A 20,576-nucleotide genomic window follows, 5' to 3' on the forward strand; every position below is an offset into this window, starting at 1 on the left:
GCAGGGTCTGACGGCCCGCTGCGGCGGGCCGCCTGGGCCTCCCGCTTCGCCTATTTGACGACGCCGCAGACGAGGCGCGCGCCGCCGCCGCCGAGTGGGGCCGGGTGATCGGCGTGGTTGTCGCCGCCGGCGTGAATCATCAGCGAGCGGCCAGCGAAATCGCTCTCCTTGAGGCGCGGAGCCAGCACCGGCTGGTTGGCGTTGCCCTGTGCATCGACATACAGGGCGGGGAGGTCGCCGAGGTGGCCGTCGCCCCAAGGAGTGCCGTGCTTGCCGCTGCCCTGCGGATCGTAATGGCCGCCGGCGGCCAGCGCCGCGACCTTCTTGCCATTCTGTTCGGCGGCGTCGCAACTCGGGTTCTGGTGCACGTGGAAACCATGCACGCCGGGCGCCACACCTTTCAGGTCGGGCGTCAGGACGACGCCGTAGGGGCTGCTCGTCACGGCGATGGTGCCGACCGGGGCGCCGACGCCGTTTTCATCGACCTTGTACATCGGAACGCTGAGGTCGGCGACGGCCTGACCGGCCGCGAAGAGCAAAGCGGCGGCAACGAAACACTGCGAGACGTGGAACGGAGTACGGAATCCTGACTGCATGCGTGTTCCCTCCTGAATGGATGATGGGGCGTCTGCGGCGGAACCGCCGACGCGTGCACCGCGCGCTGCGGGCGGCCACCGGCGTCTGACCGGTCAGGGGCGGAAAAGTGCGATGCGGGCGATTGTGTCCCGGCGGTGCCGGCCATAAAACACGTGCTGCGCGGGCGGTGGGGGGGCCTATGGCCCTGTGGTGGTCGGTTCAGCGCGTGGCGCCGGGGTGGTTTTCGCCCTCGGCGAGCAACGCCTCGACGGCGTTGAGCTCATCTTCGCAGAACACCGGGAAACCGGCGGCGCGCAAGGCTTCCGTCGTCAGGCCGGCGCCAGCGATGCGGCGACCGCTGAAGCTGCCGTCGTAGATCCGGTGCACGCCGCAGGACGGGCTGCCTTCCTTGAGCAGGGCGCCGACCACCGCCTGCTGGCGGGCCGTGGCCAGTGCCTGGGCGGCGCCGGCGGCGAAGGTCGCGCTCAGGTCGTCGCCGTTGACGCTGACGACGCGGGTGCCTTGGGGCGTCTGTTGGCGTTCGGCCGGCGGGCGCGGGGTCGGCAGGCCGGCGGCGCACTCCGGGCAAAACGGAACGAGGCGGCCTTCCGTGGCCCAGCGTTCGAGGCGTGCGTCGGGCACGGGTTTGCTCTGGCCGTCGTAGCGTACCGGCTGCCCGAGCAGGCAGGCGCTGACCAGAAGGCGTTTCATCGCCGGGCGCCGGCGAGCAGCACGCCGAAGAGGATGAAAGCACTGCCCGAGGCGCGGTTGATCCAGCGGCCGGCGCCGGGGCGGCGCAGCCAGCCGCCGGCGTAGCGCGCGCTGGTGGCGTAGGCCAGGTGGATCAGCACCAGCAGGGTGCTGAAGGTGCACACCAGGACGACGAACTGCGGCACGAAGGGCGAAGCAGGGTCGATGAACTGCGGGAAGACCGACATGAAGAACAGGATCGACTGCGGGTTTGTCAGTTGCAGCGCGAGGCCGGCGGCGAAGCGGCGGTGGAAGGGCGCGGTGACCGCCGCAATCTCGGCATCGCTGCGCACCGGTGCGCGCCACAGGCGCAGGCCGAGGTAAACGAGGTAAGCCGCGCCGACATACTTGACCACGGTGAACGCCTGCGCCGAACTGGCGAGGAGCACGCCGAGACTGGTCGCCGAGAGCGTCGCGACGCAGAAGATGCCGGCTGCCAGCCCCAGAATGCCCCCCAGCGAGTTGCGCAGGCCGAAGCGCACGGTGTTGGTGAGCGTCATGATCACGCCCGGCCCGGGCGTGGCGATGGTGACCGCGGCCATCAGCAAGAAGACGGGAAAGGCGTTCCAGAAAAAGGCGGTCGAAGGCGCAGCGAAGACGTCAGCAGGCATGGCGGGGGAGCGAAAAAATGGCGCGCGAAGCGGAAAGGCGCGGTGGGGAGCGACGAAAGGCGCCATTCTGGCACGTTCCGCCGCGGCTTGTCCGCAGGGCGTGGACCTGTCATCGTGATGGCATAATGGGTGGCGTGCCGGACAATCTTGCCGCCGCACCTTCAAGGAGCGCATGAATGGAAATCGTCGTTTCCCTCGCCGATGCCGTGGCCGAGGCGGAAGTCCTGGCCCTGTACCGCGCCCACCGCTGGTCGGCAGCGGAGAAGCCGGGGCAGCTCATGGCCGCCTTGCGGAACTCGCACGCCCTCGTGACGGCGCGCGTGGCCGGGCGCCTCGTTGGTCTCGCCAATGCCATTTCCGACGGGCATCTGGTGGTCTACTTTCCGCACCTGCTGGTGCATCCCGATTTCCAGCGGCGCGGGGTGGGGCGGCGGATGATGACCTGCCTGCTGGATCAATACCGCGACTTTCATCAGCGCATCCTGGTCGCCGACGGCGCAGCGGTTTCGTTCTACGCGGCCTTGGGTTTTTCCCGCGCCGGGCGGACCGAATCGATGTGGATCTATGCCGGCGGCGAGCATTGACACGATGGCCGCCCGAACCTATCCTGAGCCGGCCTGGAAGCCGCATCCAGACGGGCTTTGCGCCGTGTTGCAAGGCGCTTGAAACGGGCTTTCCAGGCACCCGTTCGGACGAACGGAAACTGCATTTTCGAGGGGAAGGGAAGGACAGTGCTCAAAATTCTGGTGCCCGTGAAGCGGGCGGTCGATTACAACGTGCGCGTGCGCGCCAAGGCCGACGGTTCCGGGCTGGACATCGCCAACGCCAAAATGGCGATGAATCCGTTCGACGAGATCGCCGTGGAAGAAGCCGTGCGCCTCAAGGAAGCCGGCGCGGCCGGCGACGTCGAAGTGGTGGTGGTTTCGGCCGGCGGTGCGGCCTGCCAGGAGACGCTGCGCACAGCGCTGGCGCTCGGCGCCGATCGCGCGCTGCTGATCGAGACCGACGCTGAACTGCAGCCGCTGGCCGTGGCCCGCCTGCTCGCCGCGGTGTGCGCGCGGGAAACGCCGGACCTCGTGCTGTGCGGCAAACAGGCCATCGACGACGACGCGGCGCAGGTCGGTGCGATGCTCGCTGCCAAGCTCGGCTGGGCGCAGGCGCTGTACGCCTCGAAGCTTGAAATGGACACTGGCGCGCGGCTGGCGCGCGTCACGCGCGAAGTCGACGGCGGGCACGAGACGCTTGAAGCCCGCCTGCCGCTGGTGGTGAGCGCCGACCTGCGGCTCAACGAGCCGCGCTACGCAACCCTGCCGAACATCATGAAGGCCAAGAAGAAGCCACTCGAAACGCTGACGCCGGCCGAACTCGGCGTCGACGTTGCGCCGGGGCTGGCCGTGCTCGGCTATGCCGAACCGCCGCGCCGCGCCGCCGGGGTGCGCCTCGAAAGCGTTGCCGAACTCGTCGACAAACTCAAAAACGAAGCCCGGGTGATCGGATGACGCGCTTCCTCGTCCTCGCCGAACACGACCGGCAAATCCTCAAGCCCGCGACGGCGGCCACCGTTGCCGCCGCCGTCCGCATCGCCAAATGTGGCAGCAGTCCCGCCGAAATCGACGTGCTTGTCGTCGGCGACGGCTGCGCTGAAATCGCCGCGCAGGCCGCGCAGCTCGACGGCGTGACGCGCGTGCGCTGCTGCGATGCGCCGCATTACGCCGACCTGGGCGCGGAGAACCTGGCCGCGCTGCTCGCGCCGCTGGCCGCCGAATACTCACACCTGCTGGCGCCGGCCAGCGCCCTGGGCAAGTCGGTGCTGCCGCGCCTCGCCGGGCTGCTCGACGTGCCGCAGGTCTCCGAGATCGTCGACGTCCTGGCGCCGGACACCTTTGTGCGGCCGATCTACGCCGGCAGCGTGCTGACGACGGTGCGCGTGCCTGCGGGCTCGAGCCCGATCCTCGCCACGGTGCGCGCCACCGCCTTCGAACCTGCGACGGTGGCTGTCGCTGCGGCGCCGGTCGAGACCATGGCCGCCGGGCCGGACCTCGGCCTGTCGCGCGTGATCGGGCGCGAGCTCAACGTCTCCGCGCGCCCCGAACTGACGGCGGCCAGCGTCGTCGTCGCCGGCGGCCGCGGGCTCGCCAGCGGCGAGAATTTCCGCGCCCTGCTCGAACCGCTCGCCGACCGCCTGGGCGGCGCGCTCGGCGCTTCGCGCGCCGCCGTCGACGCGGGCTACGTGACCAACGACCTGCAGGTCGGGCAGACTGGCAAGGTCGTCGCGCCGCAGCTCTACATCGCCGTCGGCATTTCCGGCGCCATCCAGCATCTGGCCGGAATGAAGGACAGCCGGGTGATCGTCGCGATCAACAAGGACCCGGAGGCGCCGATCTTCCAGGTCGCCGACTACGGCCTCGTCGGCGACCTGTTTACGCTGGTGCCCGAACTCACCGCCGCGCTTGGCTGAACCCCGGCCCGCCGGGCCGGTCCCAGCCAGGAGAAATCCTGGTGCGGGCCCGGCACGGGCCCCGGGCAAGCGGGAGGTGGCGATGGGCGAATACCGTGCGCCGTTGCGCGACATGCGCTTCGTGCTGGAAGAGTTGGCCGGCCTGGAGGCGATCGCCGCCTTGCCGGGATGCGAGGAGGCCACGCCCGACGTGGTCGAGGCGATCCTCGCCGAAGCGGCCAAGTTCGCCGAGACCGTGCTGGCGCCGCTCAACGCCTCCGGCGACCGCGAAGGCACGCGCTTTGAGGCCGGCGCGGTGCGCCTGCCGCAGGGCTTTGCCGAGGCCTACCGGCGCTTCGTCGAAGGCGGCTGGTCGGCGCTCTCGGGGCCGCCCGAATACGGCGGCCAGGGCCTGCCGCGAGTGGTCGCCGCGGCGGTTGGCGAAATGTGGAAGTCGGCCAACCACGCCTTTTCGCTCTGCCCGCTGTTGACCACGGGGGCCGTCGAAGCCCTGGTGCTGGCCGGCTCTGACGAACTCAAGGCGATCTACCTCGAACCTTTGGTGAGCGGCCGCTGGACAGGGACGATGAACCTCACCGAGCCGCAGGCCGGCTCCGACCTCGCCGCGGTGCGCACCCGGGCCGAGCCGCAGGCCGACGGCCGCTACCGCCTCTACGGGCAAAAGAGCTTCATCACCTACGGCGAGCACGACCTCGCCGAGAACATCGTCCATCTGGTGCTGGCGCGCACGCCGGGCGCGCCGGAAGGCGTCAAGGGCATCTCGCTGTTCCTGGTGCCGAAATTCATCCCCAACGCCGACGGCAGCCTCGGCGCGCGCAACGATGCCCACTGCATCGCGCTCGAACACAAGCTCGGCATCCACGCCAGTCCGACGGCGACGATGGCGTTCGGCGAGCGCGAGGGCGCGCTCGGCTTCCTCGTCGGTGAGGCGCAGCGCGGCCTCGAATACATGTTCGTGATGATGAACGCGGCGCGTTTCGGCGTCGGCATGGAAGGCGTCGCCGTTTGCGAACGCGCTTACCAGCAGGCGCGCGACTACGCCCGCGAACGCATCCAGGGCTATGCCGTCGGCGTGCGCGGCGGGCCGCGTGTGCCCATCGTGACGCACCCCGACGTGCGCCGCATGCTGCTCGTCATGCGCGCCCAGGCCGAAGCCAGCCGGGCCCTGGCCTACGTCGTCGCCGCCGCGCTTGACCTCGGCGAGCGCCATCCCGACCCGGCGCTGCGCGCCGAACGGCAGGCCTTTGCCGAGCTGCTGATCCCAGTGGTCAAGGGCTGGAGCACCGAGCTGGGCGTCGAGGTTGCCTCGCTCGGCATCCAGGTGCATGGCGGTGCGGGCTACATCGAGGGCACCGGCGCCGCGCAACTGCTGCGCGACGCGCGCATCTCGCCGATCTACGAGGGGACGACCGGCATCCAGGCCAACGACCTCGTCTGGCGCAAGCTCGCGCGCGACGGCGGCGCGGCCTTCGTGCGGACGCTGGCCGCAATGCGCGAAGACGCCGAGGCGCTGCCGGGCGCTTGCGCCGACCTGCGCCGCCGCCTCGAAGCGGGCATCGCCGCGCTCGATGCGGCGGGCCGTGCCGAGCTTGCCTACGCCGCACAGGCACCGCGCGCCGCGGCGGCCGGCGCGGTGCCTTTCCTGCGCCTCTTCGGCCTGGTGGCCGGCGGCTGGCAGATGGCGCGCGCCGCGGGCATCGCCGCGCAACGCCTCGCCGCCGGCGGCACCGATCCTTTCGACACCGACAAGCTGACGAGCGCGCGGGTGTACGCCGAACATGCCCTCGTAATGGCCGACGGGCTGTCGGCCTGCGTGTGCGAGGGCGCTGCAAGCGTGCTCGGCCCGTCCGACGAACGGATTTAGATCGTTCGCCTGCGGGCGTGACCTCGCGCCTGCGAGCGGTATAGAATGTGGCGAAGACATATTCTGCAAGCGAGGCGAGGGTGATCCAGACGAGCGATGAAGCCGCAGTCGCGTTGCGACGGGCCATGGATGTTGAGATCAAGGGCGAGCTGTCGTTCCCGACCAGCATCGACGCCAGCCGGCGCGTGCTGCGCGCGGTCGAGAACCCCGACATCGGCCTCGGCGCGCTGGCCAAGATCGTCGTCGCCGAGCCGCTGCTTTCGGCCAAGGTGATTCGTCTCGCCAACTCGGTGGCGCTCAATCCGATGGGCCAGATGGTGAGCGACGTGCGCCACGCCGTGGTGCGCGTGGGCATGGACCCGATCAAGGTCATGGCCATGGCCCTCTTGCTCGATCAGCTGCGCCAGACCCAGCGCCAGGCCGCCTGCCGCGACATCGCCAACCGCCTGTGGGAGCGCTGCGTGCATGTCGCCGCGCTGGCCTTCGTCCTGGCGCGCAAGCTCACCCGGCTCGACGCCGACGAAGCCATGTTTGCCGGCATCGTGCATGAACTCGGGCGCTTCTACCTGCTCTCGCGCGCCGCCGACTTCCCCGCGCTGCTCAGCGATCCGGCGCTGCTCGCCGAGACGATCAACGACCTCGAACCGCTGGCCACCGAGCGCGTGCTGCAGGCGCTCAACCTGCCGCAGAGCGTGCTCACGGCGGTGCGTGCCTCGCGCCACTTCTCCGGCAAGATGCCGCCCGAAACCCTGGGCGACGTGCTCTACGTCGCGCGTGCCGTCTCGCCGCGCGAAAACCCGCTCGACGCCCTCGATGAGCGCGTTGCCGCCAGCACCGAAGCTGCCGTGGCCGCGATCGGCCTCGACGAAGCGACGGTGCGCGAAGTCCTCGCCGCTTCAGGCGACGAGATCTACTCCATCGTGGTGGCGCTCGAAGCCTGAGCCAGAAGGGCGCGGCGCGTTTTTATCGCGCCGCGGAATTACAGACCGCGCATCACGCCGATCTGATCGCAAATCACCGACGTCACCCCGCGCGCGAGCAGGTTTTCGGCCTGCTCGCGGTCGTTGACCGTCCAGCACAGCACCGGAATCTCATGCGCACGGGCGGTCGCCAGAACCGCCTCGCTCGCGCCGCGCGCCGAACAGTGCAGGCTGTAGACGCCGTGCCGAGCGGCACGCGCCAGCCAATCCTCGGGCGGAACGTCCCACAGGTAACCCAGCGGCAGGTCGGGCGCCACGCGCCGCGCTGCGGCCAGGGCTGCGTCGGAGAATGAAGAGACGAGCGGCAGCGCATCGCCCGCCCAGTGTTCGAGGATGGCGCGGGCCACGACTTCGCCCGTCTTTTCCTCAAAGCCTGCTGCCGGCTTGATCTCGACGTTGGCCTTGAGGCCCAGGGCGCGGCAGCGCGCCGCCGTCGCGGCAAAGGTGGGCAGTGGCTCGCCGGCGTAGGCGCGGTGATGGCGGGCGCCGGCATCGAGCATCGCCAGCACGGCGTCGCTCGCCTCGCACACCTTGCCGTGCCCGTCGGTTGTGCGCTCCAGCGTCTCGTCGTGGATCAGCCAGGGCGTGCCGTCGGCCGAGAGCATGACGTCGAACTCGACGGCGCAAAAACCCAGCGCCTGCGTGAGGTCGAGGCCAACCAGAGTGTTTTCGGGCGCCAGCGCCCCGCCGCAGCGGTGCGCGACGACGCGGGGCAAGGGCCAGAGCGGAGCGGGGCGGGAAGCGTTCATTGGGGCGGGGTCCTGTGATGGACAGCAGGTGTTTAAAGAGTGGCGAACATCATATCCTGATCTTTTCCTGAAAGCGCTCTGGATCATCCAGGATCTAACCGTTATCTATCTTTAGAGCCTCGTGGTTCAGCTGGTACTCCTTTTGATCTCGATTTTTCCGTTACGAATGGCGTCAATGAGTTTGTCGATGCTTCCATCGCTCGGTTTGCGACGTTTGTAATCCTCAAGGTTTTTCAAAGCTTGTTCTTTGTCTCCGAGCGTCAAGTATGTCATTCCGATCGTGTACGCTGCATCAACAACGCCGACGGAAAGAGCCTTTTCAAGAAACGGGAGTGCTTCCTTCGGTTTTCCGGTGCCGGCTAGAAAGGTTCCGTACATGTAGTTTCCACGCGGATCGGACGGCGCTGCGGTCAGTAGTCTCAGGAAGATTGAATTGGCTTTTTCGGCCATCCCAGGGATTTTTAGATTATGGCCAATGCTATTGAGGTGTCCGGCGCGGACAAGAAGCTCGATGTTGGGCGTGGGAGAGTTGATTAACGTGTCGAGCATTCCCGATAGTGTCTTCACATCTTGGGTGGCGCGTTGCTGATCTTGTGGTGTGTCAAATTGAGGTGGGTAGTTTTTTGCATGTGCAGACAAGTCATTCAGTATCTGGTCGAGATATGCGCCGTCGAAGCCATATTTTTTCCCTGAAGGCGTTTCGGTAACGGTGAGCAGGCGCTTTAGGTCGTAATTTCCATATTCCTTTGCGTTTGCAATTGGAATGGCGAGTGCAGCAATAATCACGAGAATTAATTTGCGCATGATGTGTAGGTGCCTGGCGTCTGTTATGTGAAGGGTTGTTGTCACTGCTGCCGCGGTGATCTGATCGGGGTGACTCTACGGCATGGCAGAACAGAACAATAAGGGGCGGGCTCCTCTTTGTCCCAGTGCACACCCGTATGTGCGCTGGCTCATCCCGAAATGGGGAAGTGATAAATCAGGAACTGTTGGTCGCGTGTCCATCCGGCGGCCTGATATACGGCCTGGGCGCTTTTGTTGCTGATCGCGGTCGAGAGCGAGACGCGAACGGCGCCCAAGGCCTGCGCAAATTCCGTCGCTGCGGACAGCAATTTTGAGGCCACGCCTTTCCGGCGCGCGCATTCATGCACGAAGAGGTCGTTGAGCACGAAGATGCGCGCCAGCGAGACGGACGAGAAACTCGGGTAGAGCTGGGTAAAGCCCACCGGTGTGTCGCCATCGAGCGCAATGAAGACAAAGGACTCGCCGTGTTCGAAACGGGCGCGCAAAAACGCGTGGGCGGCCGAAATGTCGCTGGGCTGGCCGTAGAACTGGCGGTAGCCATCGAAGAGCGGCGCCAGGGCCTCAAGGTCGGCGAGGACGGCTTGGCGAATGGTGAGCGTGTTCATGCTTTCCTGGAAATAAACGGGCGGGCAGCGTGCGCTGGCTCAGTGACGGGGGCGGATGAATTCAGACCAGGCGCTTGCCTAAGCTTGCCCGCTCCTCAAGGTCGTAGCCGAGTGCTTGGTAGAACTGGATGACTTCGAGGTTGGTCGAGCGTACCTGCAAATTCACTTTGGGGCAGCCGAGTTGATGCAGCCCGGATTCGGCGGCACGCATCAACTTTGTCGCAATTCCTTGGCGGCGGGACGCCGGATCGACCGCCAGATGATGCACCCAGCCCCGCACGCCGTCGAAGCCGGCCATGATGGCGCCAACGATTTTTGCCTCCAGGCAGGCGACGAAAAGGAGCTCGGGCTGGACGGTGAGCTTGGTCTGGATGAGCTTGCTGGGTTCGTTCCACGGCGAGTCGCCCGGAAACACCGTGTTCCAGAGGGCAACCAAGGAGTCGTGGTCGGCGGGGCGGTAGGGGCGGATGGTTAAGGTCGGGACGCTCATGCGATTTTCGGGGGCTGGAGTTGGTCAGCTCTGTGTTGCTCTATTACTAAATGATTTTTTAGGGGGTTACCAGGGAGGTTCATCAAAATCAACACGCGAAACAATTTCCCCATTCTTTACTAGAAGTACGACATATTTTTCGTATATAGATGCGTATCCAAAGTTTACGAATTCCTTTAATTTCCCTCTTGCGATAACAAGTATTCCTGAGTGCCAGTCCGCAAGAATTGGTGGGTTTTTATCCTGGAATTGTGTTTTGAGGTCGACTTCCCTTGGTTTGCTGCATTGCCTATCAATTATTTTTTCAAGAAAAAGTTGATTGTCTTCGATTCGCCAAGATGCATTGTATCCAATTGAGCCAGTGCAAAACCCACCGCTTTCAATTTTGATCTTGCCTTTTTCGATCAAGGTCCGTAAAGGGTTCGAGTGGAGTCGAGAGGTCTCCCCTTCGAAAGTTATCAGATCAGGAGTTAGGGCTGTGGCCTGTGCTGTACCGGTAAGGATCGCGATACAGACAAAGAAAATTGATAGAAGTGTGTGAATGTGAAACCTGATGTGTGATGCGCTTAAATACCCATTGTTTTTTCAGCGCGCTATGTTTTTTCTGGTTTTGCTGGAAAATAGCGGAGATCGGACCAACAAAAGGACAGTACAGTTTTTCTTTTTATCGTCAAAGCGCGGACGGACGATGCGATGCCTGAAACATGTTTTTTGCATCCTACGCCTTGCCATCGGCATCTTCAATCATCATTTTTGATCGTGCCGGAGAGGCGCATCCAGATGCGCCTCTCAGCGGGTGCCATGCCGGGAGCGCCATTCCATGCGCCTTCCAGGCATACCCTAGCGCCCGCGGGATGGGCACTCCAGGCCGTTTTTTGGGAAAGGCGGGGAGCGTTTTTAGGGGTGCTCCCTGTTGCTGTGGCTTCAGTCTCTGACCGGCTCTCCGTCCAGCCAAACCTGTGCCGGGCTGAAAAGCGCGCGAATGTCCGTGAGCGGATCGCCATGCACCATCAGCAAATCGGCCCGTTTTCCCGGCTCGATGGTGCCGAGGTCTGCGAGTCTTCCGCTGGCTTCAGCGGCATGGCGGGTGCCGGCGACGATGATGTCCATGGGGGATAGCCCGGCTTTTTGCAACAACAGCACTTCGGTTTGCGGAAAGCCACGGTCGAACGGTGTGTCGTAGCCGCCGAAGTCGGTGCCCAGCGCGATCTTGCCGCCCTCGCGAAAGAAGACGCCGGTGTTGGCGACGGCGATGTCGCCCCAGTGGATGCCGTGCCGTTGCTGCACGCCCTGCCACAATTCAAGCGTCGGCACCCAGAGGATGCCTCGCGCGGCGATGCGTTTTGCCAGGGGGCGGGGGAGCGGCTCGACGACCATGTGCGCGAAGTCCGTAGCACCGATCCCGATCGCCTGCGGCAGCCGTCGGGTGTGGCTGAGATGAACGGCGACCGGCATGCCCAGCGCCCGAGCCCGCGCAGCCATGGCGCGGGCGATCTTCGGCGGCAGTACCGGCCAGTCCTGTCCTTGCAGCTGGTCTTCCTGGGTGAGTTTGATGAGGTCGTAGCCCAGGTGGTGGGCGCGCTCGACGAGCGCGATGCCTTCCGCCGTGCTATTGACGATCAGGCTGGCATAGCCGCCGGTCGGTCCGATCAAGGGTGTGGCGGCAATCAGGCGTGCGTGCCCGGGGATTCGTTTCAGCTCATTCCACGATCGGTCGTCTTCCAGTTGAGCTTCCGTGCCCAGATCGCGGACGCTGGTGACCCCGGCCTGCAGCCAGTCCTTCAGGTTCTGGCGGTTGTAGGCGCCATGCACATGCGCATTGATGAACCCGGGCAGGACGGTGAGCCCTCTGAGGCTGATCTCCCGGTAGCCGGCGGGGGGCGGGCCGTCGGGTTGGATGGCCTTGATCGTGCCGTCGCCCAGCAGCAGGGTGACGTTGTCGCGGGGCGGCGCTCCCGTGCCGTCGATCAGCCGTGCGTGGCGCAGGGCGGCAGGCTGGGCGCAGCCCGACGCCGGGCAGAGCGAGCTGCCGAGCCGTGCCTTCATGCTTTTGCTTCCCGGATGGGGGGGGGCTGCGCTACCCGACCAAGCGGTCGCCCCTGAACATCAGGTAGAGCAGGTTCCAGAGGCCGAAGCCGATGTACGCGCCCATGATCATCCAGTCCGGCGCGGCGAGAACGGCGTGGTAGCCGGGCATCCCGTTGAGGTTATGCACCATGACGCCATAGGCGATCACCCAGTAGATCGATATTCCCGCGGCGGCGGCCGTGGGGAACAAGGCCCAGCGTTTCTTCATCAGCAGGCCAATCAGGGCGAGCACGGTCAGCGGAATGAAGACCACGGTATCGCTCAGGCAAAACGCGCGGATGACGTGTACGCCGAAATCGGTGATTTGGTCGGCGCCCTTCTGGAATCCGAGCCTGGCGGCCAGATCGTAGTCAAAGACGGGCGTCGTCTGTGTCAGCAGCATCAGGACGGTGGATAGGGCGAGAAAGCTGACGATGGCCCGAAAGGCGGCCGGCGAGTGTGCATTTTTCATTTTCACTGTGCTTTCAAAAAAGCGTTCGACAGTGTCGAACCAGGGGGAGAAAAATCGATGTCGAGCCGCGCGCCAGCCATCATTGGGGCCGTCGGGAGGTGCGGCGCTTGGGCGTTGGGGGGCTTGCTGGTGCGCTGGCCCCGGTATTTTTCGGCGATCGCTGTACCACCGCATTGGCGGTGCTCTGTTGCGCGATGAGGAGGCGCAGCAAGGCGTCGATTCCGCGCGGGAACTCGGCCAACGATTCTGCATTCAGGCGCGACTGGTGCATGAGCGCCAGCCCGACCGCTGTGGCCTGCAACAGCAGGGCGTCGTCGTCGCTCGCGGGGAGCCCCGCGCTGACAAGGATGCCCTTGAAATGCGTACGCATCACCCCGTCGAGATGACGCAAGGTTTCGCGGATACGGGGTTCGGCGTCGGCGGCGACGATCAGGCCGATGATGCCGCGCGCGGGCTCTCCTTTGATCATCGTTTCGGCCAGGTTGCCGGCCAGTGTGGCGAACGCCGGTTTTTCACCCACGCGCACGCTCAGGGCGTCCATCGCCTGCGTCACCCAACGGTCGGCGATCGCCGTCAGCAAGTCGGTGCGCGTCGGGAAGTAATAGGTCAGGTGACTCTGTTTGATCCCTGCGGCGCTGGCGACCTGCGGTTGCGTCAAGGCGGCGATTCCCTTGCTTTCCAGCAGGGCGATCCCGGCTTCCAGAATCGATTCTTTGACACTCATGGGGGGGGCCGTGTGTTGTGCTGAAGATGCATTATCCATAAATTTGGTATAACTACCAAATTCTCGGCGGATGAGGTGATGCCCCACGCGATGGTCGCGAGCTTTGGCGGTCGGAATGGCAGGGGCGATCTGGACGTCCGTTCCATGCGCCTTCCAGGCAGGCGCCAACGCCCGTCGGACGGGTGTTCCAGGCCGGTGGGGTGGAGGGGGAAAGCGCGCCGCCGCTGGGCGGCGCGTGTGGCAGAACACAGGGCGTTCGGCGCGGCCGAGCTTACGTTCCGCGTATGAACTCAGCGCCGTCCGTCGCCTTAAATCACGGCAGAAACGTCTTCCACGAATACGACCGCCTGTTGCCCAAGGCGCACTGCGCGGCCGCCGTGGCGGGCGGCGTGGGCTTCGGCGTCCGCCAGCGAGGAGAACCACAGGTTGGGGTAGCCGGCTGCACGTGTGTGCACGTCGAAGGGCAGCGGTGGATCATGCGGCGTTTCGGCGAGGGCGCCGCGATAGGCGTCCCAGTTGAGGAAGCCGGCTTCGATTGCCAGGGTCTGCAGGAGGTGTTTGCGTTGAATGAGGCTGCGGCGCTGGCTCAGTTGCGGCAGCGTCAGGCCGCGGATGACCTGCGCGGCGAGCAGCCGTCTGAGGACGGGGAGCGATTCCGCCAGCGAGGACGAGACGGCGGCGCGGTGCAGCCGCTTGGCGACCCGCAATAGCGGGGCGACGCCGGGTTCGTGCGCTGCACTCGGGACGTGAGGGGAATTTGGGGGGTGAATGGGCATACCAGCTCCTTGATCTCGGCCTGCTCGCTGTCGGCCTGGAGGGGTATGCAAGCGAAGGGCTTGCGGAATGCTGTGGTGCGTGTGCTTGCGCGAGGCGGGCGCCCAGAGAGCCCGGGCGCATGATAGCCGAGTTTGCCGGATTCGCCGAATGCAGGGCGTTTCCAAATTCGCGCATCGGGCTGGGCGCGCCATTCCATGCGCCCTCCAGGCCAGTGCCAGGCCGCGGCCTGCGCGCGGCGCCGAAGGTGGCGTCGGCGCGCGGGCTGCGGTGTCGGCCGTTGTTTAGCCGTAGGTCAGCGGCGTGCTCTTGCCGCGGAACACCCAGTAGGCGAAGGCGGTGTAGGCGAGAATCACCGGCACGGTCAGCACGGTGCCGAAGAAGATCACGGTGAGCGCCGGGGTGGAGGCGGCGGCGTCCCAGAGCGTCATGCGGTCCATGATGACGTAGGGGTACAGGCTGTAGGCCAGGCCAAAGAAGCCCATCAGCAGGATGATGGTGGCGAGCACAAAAGGCAGCCAGGAGAATTCATGGCGAACCTTGGGGCGTTGCAACACCCAGGCCAGGCCGGCCAGGGCGATGACGCTGATCAGGGGGATGGGCAGCAGGGCCAGGAAGGCCGGCATCGCGAACCATTTTTCGCGCACCGTTTCGCTGATCCAGGGGGTGGCCAGCGAGATGACCAGCATGCCCAGCGCCACCGGGGCGAGGCTGTTGCGGGCCCAGCGGCGGGCTTTTTCCTGCAGCTCGCCCTCGGTCTTGAGCAGCAGCCAGCAGCCGCCGAGCATCAGATAGGCAGCCGGCAGGGTCAGCGCGATGAGCAGGGCGAAAACCTGATGGCTGACGCCCTCGCCGAAGCCGGTGACGTAGCGGCCGAGCATCCAGCCCTGGGCCAGGGTGGCCACCAGCGAGCCGGCGAAGAAGGTCAGGTTCCACAGGTGCTTGTGCTGGTCGCGTGCCTTGACGCGGAAGTCGAAGGCCACGCCGCGCAGGATCAGCCCGATCAGCATGGCGGTGACCGGCAAATAGAGGGCACCGAGAATCTGCCCATGTGCCTGCGGGAAGGCGATCAGCAGCACGCCGACGCCGAGCACCAGCCAGGTTTCGTTGGCGTCCCAGAAGGGGCCGATGGAGGCGATCATGCTGTCCTTCTCGGCGTCCTCGGCGAGCGGCAGGAGCAGTCCGATGCCGAGGTCGAAGCCGTCGAGGATCACGTACAGCAGCATCGCCACGCCGAGGATGACGAAGAAGTAAATCGGGAGGAATTGGTCGAAGCTCATGCCTGGACTCCTTGGGCGCTGACCGGCTTGCCGATCATGTAGAAAAGCACGCTGATGTAGGCGACGATCAGCACCAGGTAAGTGATGAGGTAGGCGGCCAGCGAAATGGCGATCGAGGAGGCCGGCGCCGGGCCGACGAGGTCGCGCGTGAGCAGCTCGCCGAAGACCATGTAGGGCTGGCGGCCGATTTCGGTCACGTACCAGCCGGCGACGGTGGCGACCCAGCCGGAGAAGGTCATCCCGACGAGGCTCCACAGCAGCGGGCGCGGCAGCGAGTTTGCGGCACTCGCCGCGCGGCGGCGCAGCGCCCACACGCCGGCCCAGCTGGTGGCCAGCATCAGCAGGCCGATGCCGACCATGATGCGGAAGCCCCAGAACAAGGGCGCGACCGGCGGATGCTTGCCTTCAAATTCGTTCAGGCCGCGGATTTCGCCATTCGGGTCGTGGGTGAGGATGAGGCTGGCGCCCTTGGGAATGCCGATTTCGAAATGGTTGCTGCGCGTTTTTTCATCCGGTAGCGCAAACATCAAGAGTGGGGCGCCGCGCTGGGTCTCCCACACGCCTTCCATTGCGGCGACTTTCTGCGGCTGGTGTTCGAAGGTGTTGAGCCCGTGCAGGTCGCCGACGAAGATCTGGATCGGAATCAGGATCGCGCCGGCAATCAGGCCGGTGCGGAGCGACACGCCGGTGGCCGGGCTTTCGCGCCGACGCAGGATCTGCCAGGCCGACAGCCCGGCGAGCAGGAAGGCCACGGTCAGCCCCGAAGCCAGCAGCATGTGGGCAAAGCGGTAGGGGAAGGAGGGGTTGAAGATCACCGCCAGCCAGCTTTCGACATGGTACTGGCCGCCTTCGACGTAGAAGCCGGCCGGGGTTTGCATCCAGGAGTTCAGTGCCAGAATCCAGAAGGCCGACGAGGTGGTGCCCAGCGCGACCATCGCGGTGGCGAAGAGGTGGACCCGCTCGGACACCTTGCCGTGGCCGAACAGCATGACGCCGAGGAAGGTGGCTTCCAGGAAGAACGCGGTGAGTACCTCATAGCCGAGCAAGGGGCCGGCAATGTTGCCGATGCGCTCCATGAAGCCCGGCCAGTTGGTGCCGAACTGGAAACTCATGGTGATGCCCGAGACCACGCCGAGAGCAAACGAGAGCGCGAAGACCTTGGTCCAGAGCCGGTAAGCCTCGAGCCAAGCCGTATCGCGGGTGGCGAGCCAGCGCCAGCGGAAGAACAGCAAGGCCCAGCACAGGGCAATGGTGACGGTGGGAAACAGGATGTGAAAGGTGATGTTGGCGGCAAACTGGATGCGCGCCAGCACAAGGGGGTCAAAGGCTTCCATGGTGGTGTTCAGGGGAGGGTGTAGGGATTCGGGTCAGGGGCGGATGCGTCGCCGTCGGTCTGTGCGCGCGCTCGCCCCGATTCATCCACGCGCGCGGGGGCGCGCTATCGCGGTGCAGGCGGGGTTGGAACGGTCGGTTTTTCCGCTGGCCGGCTCTGTCTCGCGGCACGAGGTGCGGCAACACGAGTGTAAGAGGGGGGCGGCGGCGACGTTCTGCGAGGTTCTCGTCGGGGTTCGGAGCGAGATTGCGAAGCGTCAATCGGTGCGTGGAGCCGGCTTGCAGCGGGGTTGATCCCTCAGGGGAATCCCGCTGGGCGAGGGCGGATACAAGTGGTGTCAGGGCAAGCTTTAACGGATTTTTGATTTACATCAATATTACCATAGGGCTCCCGGAAAGCTGAAGTCAGGCACAGGACAATCGCATCAACCGGCGGCGGTCAGAAGCGATCAATTGTCCGCTGACGCGATCGGGGTCGGGGGGGCTGGGTCGGTGCCATGGGGCATTCCCGGTGCGCAGCCGCCCTAGGTGTTCGGGTAGTTCGGCCCCTCGCCGCCCTGCGGCGGCTGCCAGTCGATGTTTTGGCCCGGGTCCTTGATGTCGCAGCTCTTGCAGTGGATGCAGTTCTGGGCGTTGATGCGCAGGCGCGGGGGGGCGCTTGCTTCGCGTTCGACCTCGTAGACGCCGGCCGGGCAGTAGCGCTGCTCGGGGGCGTCGTAGCGCGGCAGGTTGAGCTGGGCGAAGAGGCTTTCGTCCCGCAGCTTGAGGTGGCAGGGCTGGTCTTCGGCGTGGTTGGTGTTCGAGAGGTAGACCGAGTCGAGCCGGTCGAAGCTGAGCACGCCGTCGGGCTTGGGGTAGGCGATCGGCGCGCACTCAGCGGCCGGGCGCAGGGTTTCGTGATCGGCGGCCGGGTGGTGCAGGGTCCAGGGCGCGCGGCCACGGAAGACATGCTGGTCGATGCCGAAAAGCAGGCTGCCGAGGTAGAGGCCCTTGGCGAGCAGGGGCTTGAAGTTGCGCGCGGCGTGCAGTTCTTCGTGGAGCCAGCTGCTCCGGAAGTCTTGCGGAAACGCTTCGAGCCGATCGCCCCGGCGCCCGGCGGCGAGCGCGGCGGCGCAGGCGTCGGCGGCGAGCATGCCGGACTTCATCGCGGCGTGGATGCCCTTGATGCGCGCGGCGTTGAGGAAGCCGGCGTCGTCGCCGATCAGCGCGCCGCCGGGGAAAACGAGTTGCGGCAGCGACTGCAGGCCGCCGGCGGCGATGGCGCGCGCGCCGTAGGCGAGGCGGCGGCCGCCGGCGAGGGTGGCGGCCAGCGCCGGGTGCGTCTTGAGGCGCTGGAATTCCTCGTAGGGCGAGAGGTAGGGGTTGGCGTAGCCGAGGCCGACGACGAGGCCGACCGAAACGAGGCGCTTTTCCGGTGTGCCCCAATGGTAGAGGAAGCCGCCGCCGTAGGTGTCGGGATCGAGCGGCCATCCGGCGGTGTGCACGACGCGTCCGGGCGCGTGCTGCGCGGCAGGGACTTCCCAGAGCTCCTTGAAGCCGAGCCCGTGGACCTGCGGGTCGCACTCGTGGCGCAGCTTGAAGCGCGCTTCGAGCTGTTTGCCGAGGTGGCCGCGGCAGCCTTCGGCGAACAGGGTGTAGGCAGCGCGCAGTTCCATGCCGGGCTGGAAGGTCGGGCCGGGCGTGCCGTCCTTGCGGCGGCCGAGGTCGCCGGTCACGACGCCAGCAACTGCACCGTCTTCGCCGTAGAGCACTTCGGCGGCGGCGAAGCCGGGGTAGATTTCGACGCCCAGCGCTTCGGCTTCGCGCCCAAGCCAGCGGCAGAGGTCGGCGAGGCTGACGATGAAGTTTCCGGCGTTGTGCAGGCAGGCCGGGAGCAGGGCGTCGGGCAGGCGCCAGTGGCGCGTCTGGCTGAGCAGCAGGAAGGCGTCTTCAGCGACGGGCGTGGCGAGCGGGGCGCCGCGCGCCGCGTGGTCCGGCAGAAGTTCGTCGAGTGCGCGCGGGTCGAGGACGGCACCGGAGAGGATGTGGCCGCCGAGTTCGGCAGATTTTTCGATCAGGCAGACGCTGATCTCACGCCCGTTTTGGGCCGCCTGCTGCTTGAGCCGGATTGCCGCCGCCAGACCGGCAGGGCCGCCGCCAACGATGACGACGTCAAATTCCATGGCTTCTCGCTGCATTGCGTTCTCGGTGGCGTGGATGGGCGCCGCGGCGCCGGTTGTGACGGGAGGGGCGATCGGCTAGAGTACGCCAGCCCGTTCGCCGGCGTCATCGTAGGGAATCGGCCCGGGCAGCGTCAAGCGCGCAGGCGTGGGGGCGTCGTTCCCCGCAAGCCTGTGCTGCGCAGCACGCGTTCAAGCACGCTTCGGGAGAACGGGATGCAAGACGAACAGAAACCGGAGGCCGGGGCGCTCGGCACGGCCGCGCCGGAGACCTGGTGCGAAGTGCAGCGCAGCCGGATTCCGATCCGCTGGGGCGACATGGACGCCTACGGCCACGTCAATAACGCCGTCTACTTCCGCTACATGGAGCAGGCGCGGGTCGATCTGCTCGAACGCCTGGGCATGCCGATCGACACGGCCACGCAAGGGCCGGTGATCGTGCATACGGCCTGCACCTTCCACGTACCGCTCAACTACCCGGGCGAGGTCGAAGTGCGTGTTTTCGGCGGCCCGCTTGGGCGCAGCAGCATCCCGACCCGCTACGAGCTGCGCAAGCTGGGCGAGGAGACGCTGTACGCCACCGGCGAGGCGACCATCGTCTGGATCGACGTGTCGACCGGCCGCTCGGTGCCGCTGCCCGATGCCTTGCGCACGGCCCTGGGCCGCTGAGCGATGTTCTACTACGTCCTCAAGGTGGCGCTGACGGCTGCGGTGATCGTTGCCGTGAGCGAGATCGCCAAGCGGCACACGGCCCTTGCGGCCCTGCTCGCCGCCTTGCCGTTGACCTCGTTGCTGGCCTTCGTCTGGTTCCACCTCGAGGGGGCCAGCGCGGTGCAGGTGGCGGCGCTGTCGCGCGGGATTTTCTGGCTGGTGCTGCCGTCGCTGCTGTTCTTCGTGCTTTTCCCGACGCTGCTGGAGCGCGGGGTGAGCTTTTGGTGGGCGCTGGTCGCTGCGGCGGCGGCCACGGGCGCCGTTTATGCCATGCTCTTTGCGCTCTTGCAGCGCATCGGCGTGCGCATCGAATGATCAAGGATCGGGAGGGATACTTGAGTACGATCGGCAACATTTTCTGGTTTGTTTTCGGCGGCGCGGTGATGGGCTTGGGCTGGTGGCTCGCCGGCCTGCTGTGTTTCCTCTCCATCATCGGCATACCGTGGGGGCGGGCGTGCTTCGTCATCGGCGGCTTCGCCTTCTTCCCCTTCGGGCGCGACGCGGTCGACCGCGAGGACCTGACCCGGCGCGGCGACCTTGGCACCGGGACGCTCGGCTTCCTCGGCAACGTGATCTGGTTCGTCGTCGTCGGCGTCTGGCTGGCGATCGGCCACCTCGTGTCGGCGCTGGCCTGCTTCGTCACCATCATCGGCATTCCCTTCGGCCTTCAGCACCTCAAGCTCGCGGTGCTGACCCTGGCGCCGGTCGGCAAGACCATCGTCGACAAGGAGGTCGCCGCCGCGGTGCGCGGCGAGGCGGCGCAGGACGCCTTGAACAAATACCGGTCGTGAGGGCGCATGTTTGCACTGACCCGACGCTATTACGTGCAACTCTCCGAGAACCGCGTGCGCGTGCGCGACCTCGATTCGGGGCGCGAATGCGAGCGTCGCGCCGAACCGCCGTTTTCGCATCCGCGGATGCTGGTCGCTGACTTCTCCGCCGCGGAGGCTTGCCTCAAAGGCGCCCTGCGCGAACTCGGCAGCGGCGGGCTGGCGCTCAAGACCGAGGTGCTGATGCATCCGCTCGAGCGCCTTGAAGGTGGGCTGACGCCGATCGAAAGCCGTTGTCTGGAGGAATTGGGGGCTGGCTGTGGCGCGGGCAAGGTGCGTGTCTGGACAGGCGCGCGGCTGGGCGATTCAGAGGCGCGCAGCCGCCTGGACGGAGGCTGAC

The 20,576-nt window shown here is 66.1% G+C and carries 24 protein-coding genes; 9 read left to right on the forward strand and 15 right to left on the reverse strand.

Annotation, left to right across the window (positions count from 1 at the left end; all coding sequences use genetic code 11):
• Positions 1 to 50 precede the first annotated feature (50 nt).
• From sodC to QMB55_RS08070, 3 genes are all read right to left on the reverse strand, one after another.
• Positions 51 to 596 (reverse strand): superoxide dismutase [Cu-Zn] SodC, encoded by a 546-nt coding sequence (gene sodC / locus QMB55_RS08060; RefSeq protein WP_497588170.1) that lies wholly within the window; start codon positions 594 to 596, stop codon positions 51 to 53.
• Between the two features lie 199 nt (positions 597 to 795).
• On the reverse strand, positions 796 to 1,287 hold the full coding sequence (locus QMB55_RS08065; RefSeq protein ID WP_497588171.1) for a 2-thiouracil desulfurase family protein: 492 nt from the start codon (positions 1,285 to 1,287) through the stop codon (positions 796 to 798).
• Positions 1,284 to 1,937, reverse strand: a complete 654-nt coding sequence (locus tag QMB55_RS08070; protein ID WP_497588172.1) for a LysE family translocator — start codon at positions 1,935 to 1,937, stop codon at positions 1,284 to 1,286. The genes QMB55_RS08065 and QMB55_RS08070 overlap by 4 nt, the downstream gene beginning before the upstream one ends.
• 176 nt (positions 1,938 to 2,113) lie before the next feature.
• Here QMB55_RS08070 and QMB55_RS08075 point away from each other — a divergent pair, with 176 nt between their 5' ends.
• From QMB55_RS08075 to QMB55_RS08095, 5 genes are all read left to right on the forward strand, one after another.
• Positions 2,114 to 2,521 carry a GNAT family N-acetyltransferase gene (locus tag QMB55_RS08075; RefSeq protein WP_497588173.1) on the forward strand — a complete coding sequence of 136 codons (408 nt, stop codon included), beginning with the start codon at positions 2,114 to 2,116 and terminating at the stop codon, positions 2,519 to 2,521.
• 147 nt (positions 2,522 to 2,668) lie between these two features.
• On the forward strand, positions 2,669 to 3,436 hold the full coding sequence (locus QMB55_RS08080) for an electron transfer flavoprotein subunit beta/FixA family protein (protein ID WP_497588174.1): 768 nt from the start codon (positions 2,669 to 2,671) through the stop codon (positions 3,434 to 3,436).
• On the forward strand, positions 3,433 to 4,395 hold the full coding sequence (locus QMB55_RS08085) for an electron transfer flavoprotein subunit alpha/FixB family protein (protein ID WP_497588175.1): 963 nt from the start codon (positions 3,433 to 3,435) through the stop codon (positions 4,393 to 4,395). Before QMB55_RS08080 ends, QMB55_RS08085 begins: the two co-directional genes overlap by 4 nt.
• A gap of 82 nt (positions 4,396 to 4,477) precedes the next feature.
• A complete protein-coding gene (locus QMB55_RS08090) occupies positions 4,478 to 6,259 on the forward strand; it encodes an acyl-CoA dehydrogenase (RefSeq protein WP_497588176.1) in 1,782 nt (593 codons plus the stop codon).
• A gap of 125 nt (positions 6,260 to 6,384) precedes the next feature.
• Positions 6,385 to 7,200: an HDOD domain-containing protein gene (locus tag QMB55_RS08095; protein WP_497588177.1), complete on the forward strand. Its 816-nt coding sequence runs from the start codon at positions 6,385 to 6,387 to the stop codon at positions 7,198 to 7,200.
• Between the two features lie 38 nt (positions 7,201 to 7,238).
• Here the strand turns inward: QMB55_RS08095 and ugpQ are convergent, their stop codons facing one another.
• From ugpQ to QMB55_RS08155, 12 genes are all read right to left on the reverse strand, one after another.
• On the reverse strand, positions 7,239 to 7,988 hold the full coding sequence (gene ugpQ, locus QMB55_RS08100; protein ID WP_497588178.1) for a glycerophosphodiester phosphodiesterase: 750 nt from the start codon (positions 7,986 to 7,988) through the stop codon (positions 7,239 to 7,241).
• 126 nt (positions 7,989 to 8,114) lie between these two features.
• Positions 8,115 to 8,792, reverse strand: coding sequence for a tetratricopeptide repeat protein (locus tag QMB55_RS08105; RefSeq protein WP_497588179.1), 678 nt, complete (start codon positions 8,790 to 8,792; stop codon positions 8,115 to 8,117).
• Between the two features lie 149 nt (positions 8,793 to 8,941).
• On the reverse strand, positions 8,942 to 9,397 hold the full coding sequence (locus QMB55_RS08110; protein ID WP_497588180.1) for a GNAT family N-acetyltransferase: 456 nt from the start codon (positions 9,395 to 9,397) through the stop codon (positions 8,942 to 8,944).
• A 61-nt stretch (positions 9,398 to 9,458) separates the two neighbouring features.
• Entirely contained in the window at positions 9,459 to 9,887 is a 429-nt protein-coding gene (locus QMB55_RS08115) for a GNAT family acetyltransferase (protein WP_497588181.1), read from the reverse strand.
• 66 nt (positions 9,888 to 9,953) lie between these two features.
• A complete protein-coding gene (locus QMB55_RS08120; RefSeq protein WP_497588182.1) occupies positions 9,954 to 10,295 on the reverse strand; it encodes a hypothetical protein in 342 nt (113 codons plus the stop codon).
• Positions 10,296 to 10,811: 516 nt separating this feature from the next.
• On the reverse strand, positions 10,812 to 11,933 hold the full coding sequence (locus tag QMB55_RS08125) for an amidohydrolase family protein (RefSeq protein WP_497588183.1): 1,122 nt from the start codon (positions 11,931 to 11,933) through the stop codon (positions 10,812 to 10,814).
• A 31-nt stretch (positions 11,934 to 11,964) separates the two neighbouring features.
• Entirely contained in the window at positions 11,965 to 12,426 is a 462-nt protein-coding gene (locus QMB55_RS08130) for a hypothetical protein (protein ID WP_497588184.1), read from the reverse strand.
• Between the two features lie 79 nt (positions 12,427 to 12,505).
• A complete protein-coding gene (locus QMB55_RS08135; protein ID WP_497588185.1) occupies positions 12,506 to 13,318 on the reverse strand; it encodes a TetR/AcrR family transcriptional regulator in 813 nt (270 codons plus the stop codon).
• Between the two features lie 140 nt (positions 13,319 to 13,458).
• Positions 13,459 to 13,926, reverse strand: a complete 468-nt coding sequence (locus QMB55_RS08140) for a hypothetical protein (RefSeq protein WP_497588186.1) — start codon at positions 13,924 to 13,926, stop codon at positions 13,459 to 13,461.
• 282 nt (positions 13,927 to 14,208) lie between these two features.
• On the reverse strand, positions 14,209 to 15,204 hold the full coding sequence (locus tag QMB55_RS08145; RefSeq protein ID WP_497588187.1) for a cytochrome d ubiquinol oxidase subunit II: 996 nt from the start codon (positions 15,202 to 15,204) through the stop codon (positions 14,209 to 14,211).
• On the reverse strand, positions 15,201 to 16,538 hold the full coding sequence (locus QMB55_RS08150; protein ID WP_497588188.1) for a cytochrome ubiquinol oxidase subunit I: 1,338 nt from the start codon (positions 16,536 to 16,538) through the stop codon (positions 15,201 to 15,203). Before QMB55_RS08150 ends, QMB55_RS08145 begins: the two co-directional genes overlap by 4 nt.
• Before the next feature lie 522 nt (positions 16,539 to 17,060).
• Positions 17,061 to 18,713 carry an electron transfer flavoprotein-ubiquinone oxidoreductase gene (locus QMB55_RS08155; protein WP_497588189.1) on the reverse strand — a complete coding sequence of 551 codons (1,653 nt, stop codon included), beginning with the start codon at positions 18,711 to 18,713 and terminating at the stop codon, positions 17,061 to 17,063.
• Positions 18,714 to 18,911: 198 nt separating this feature from the next.
• Here QMB55_RS08155 and QMB55_RS08160 point away from each other — a divergent pair, with 198 nt between their 5' ends.
• Genes QMB55_RS08160 through QMB55_RS08175 form a run of 4 tightly spaced genes read left to right on the forward strand, consistent with a single transcriptional unit; the run spans position 18,912 to position 20,575 of the window.
• Positions 18,912 to 19,364 (forward strand): acyl-CoA thioesterase, encoded by a 453-nt coding sequence (locus QMB55_RS08160; RefSeq protein WP_497588190.1) that lies wholly within the window; start codon positions 18,912 to 18,914, stop codon positions 19,362 to 19,364.
• Positions 19,365 to 19,367: 3 nt separating this feature from the next.
• Positions 19,368 to 19,721 (forward strand): DUF3147 family protein, encoded by a 354-nt coding sequence (locus QMB55_RS08165; RefSeq protein WP_497588191.1) that lies wholly within the window; start codon positions 19,368 to 19,370, stop codon positions 19,719 to 19,721.
• A 20-nt stretch (positions 19,722 to 19,741) separates the two neighbouring features.
• A complete protein-coding gene (locus QMB55_RS08170; protein ID WP_497588192.1) occupies positions 19,742 to 20,197 on the forward strand; it encodes a YccF domain-containing protein in 456 nt (151 codons plus the stop codon).
• A gap of 6 nt (positions 20,198 to 20,203) precedes the next feature.
• Positions 20,204 to 20,575, forward strand: a complete 372-nt coding sequence (locus QMB55_RS08175; protein WP_497588193.1) for a hypothetical protein — start codon at positions 20,204 to 20,206, stop codon at positions 20,573 to 20,575.
• The last annotated feature ends 1 nt before the right edge of the window (position 20,576 follow it).

Source organism: Propionivibrio sp. (genome assembly GCF_041441355.1).
GTDB lineage: Bacteria > Pseudomonadota > Gammaproteobacteria > Burkholderiales > Rhodocyclaceae > Propionivibrio.

Excerpts from the sequence above, each read along its gene's own strand:
- QMB55_RS08160 (WP_497588190.1), top strand. The coding sequence starts at position 18,912 with ATGCAAGACGAACAGAAACCGGAGGCCGGGGCGCTCGGCACGGCCGCG.
- QMB55_RS08085 (WP_497588175.1), top strand. The coding sequence starts at position 3,433 with ATGACGCGCTTCCTCGTCCTCGCCGAACACGACCGGCAAATCCTCAAG.
- QMB55_RS08115 (WP_497588181.1), bottom strand. The coding sequence starts at position 9,887 with ATGAGCGTCCCGACCTTAACCATCCGCCCCTACCGCCCCGCCGACCAC.
- QMB55_RS08175 (WP_497588193.1), top strand. The coding sequence starts at position 20,204 with ATGTTTGCACTGACCCGACGCTATTACGTGCAACTCTCCGAGAACCGC.
- QMB55_RS08150 (WP_497588188.1), bottom strand. The coding sequence starts at position 16,538 with ATGGAAGCCTTTGACCCCCTTGTGCTGGCGCGCATCCAGTTTGCCGCC.
- QMB55_RS08140 (WP_497588186.1), bottom strand. The coding sequence starts at position 13,926 with ATGCCCATTCACCCCCCAAATTCCCCTCACGTCCCGAGTGCAGCGCAC.
- QMB55_RS08145 (WP_497588187.1), bottom strand. The coding sequence starts at position 15,204 with ATGAGCTTCGACCAATTCCTCCCGATTTACTTCTTCGTCATCCTCGGC.
- QMB55_RS08110 (WP_497588180.1), bottom strand. The coding sequence starts at position 9,397 with ATGAACACGCTCACCATTCGCCAAGCCGTCCTCGCCGACCTTGAGGCC.
- QMB55_RS08075 (WP_497588173.1), top strand. The coding sequence starts at position 2,114 with ATGGAAATCGTCGTTTCCCTCGCCGATGCCGTGGCCGAGGCGGAAGTC.
- QMB55_RS08105 (WP_497588179.1), bottom strand. The coding sequence starts at position 8,792 with ATGCGCAAATTAATTCTCGTGATTATTGCTGCACTCGCCATTCCAATT.
- QMB55_RS08155 (WP_497588189.1), bottom strand. The coding sequence starts at position 18,713 with ATGCAGCGAGAAGCCATGGAATTTGACGTCGTCATCGTTGGCGGCGGC.
- QMB55_RS08070 (WP_497588172.1), bottom strand. The coding sequence starts at position 1,937 with ATGCCTGCTGACGTCTTCGCTGCGCCTTCGACCGCCTTTTTCTGGAAC.
- QMB55_RS08095 (WP_497588177.1), top strand. The coding sequence starts at position 6,385 with ATGGATGTTGAGATCAAGGGCGAGCTGTCGTTCCCGACCAGCATCGAC.
- sodC (WP_497588170.1), bottom strand. The coding sequence starts at position 596 with ATGCAGTCAGGATTCCGTACTCCGTTCCACGTCTCGCAGTGTTTCGTT.
- QMB55_RS08090 (WP_497588176.1), top strand. The coding sequence starts at position 4,478 with ATGGGCGAATACCGTGCGCCGTTGCGCGACATGCGCTTCGTGCTGGAA.
- QMB55_RS08165 (WP_497588191.1), top strand. The coding sequence starts at position 19,368 with ATGTTCTACTACGTCCTCAAGGTGGCGCTGACGGCTGCGGTGATCGTT.
- QMB55_RS08065 (WP_497588171.1), bottom strand. The coding sequence starts at position 1,287 with ATGAAACGCCTTCTGGTCAGCGCCTGCCTGCTCGGGCAGCCGGTACGC.
- QMB55_RS08130 (WP_497588184.1), bottom strand. The coding sequence starts at position 12,426 with ATGAAAAATGCACACTCGCCGGCCGCCTTTCGGGCCATCGTCAGCTTT.
- QMB55_RS08125 (WP_497588183.1), bottom strand. The coding sequence starts at position 11,933 with ATGAAGGCACGGCTCGGCAGCTCGCTCTGCCCGGCGTCGGGCTGCGCC.
- ugpQ (WP_497588178.1), bottom strand. The coding sequence starts at position 7,988 with ATGAACGCTTCCCGCCCCGCTCCGCTCTGGCCCTTGCCCCGCGTCGTC.